At 55.2% G+C, this 500-nt stretch carries 1 protein-coding gene; it reads left to right on the forward strand.

Annotation, left to right across the window (positions count from 1 at the left end):
• Positions 1-500 (forward strand): autotransporter outer membrane beta-barrel domain-containing protein (locus ACL9RG_RS22745; protein ID WP_422794916.1); only part of this gene is annotated, 500 nt, incomplete at both ends.

Raw genomic sequence — 500 nt, forward strand, 5'->3', positions numbered from 1 at the left:
GACGTTCGCAGCTTACTGGGTCAGCAGTACAATATCCTCAGCGCCCAACAAGGGGTAAGCGGCCAGTTTGACAGCGTCGAGCCGAATTACCTGTTTATTGGTACCGCGTTAAATTATCAACCCACGCAGGTGACACTGGATATCGGCCGTAACGATACCCGTTTTGCCGATGTAGCGCTCACCAATAACCAGCGTTCTGTTGCAACGGCGGCAGAGCAGCTCGCGGCCGGTAACCCGGTCTATGAAAGTATCCTTAATAGCGGTAATGCGGGACAGGCGCAACAAGCCTTCCGCCAGCTTGGTGGCCAGATTCATGCCGACATTGTTGCCGCTCAACTCAATGACAGCCGCTATCTGCGCGATACGCTAAATACCCGTCTGCGCCAAGCTGAAGGTCAGTCAGTTTCGAATGAGCTAAGAGCCGATGAAGACGGCGGCGCGTGGGCGCAATTGCTGGGTGCCTGGGATCATACCTCGGGTAACACCAATGCCACGGGTTA

The sequence above is a fragment of the Rouxiella sp. Mn2063 genome, from assembly GCF_049319665.1.
GTDB lineage: Bacteria > Pseudomonadota > Gammaproteobacteria > Enterobacterales > Enterobacteriaceae > JBMOUD01.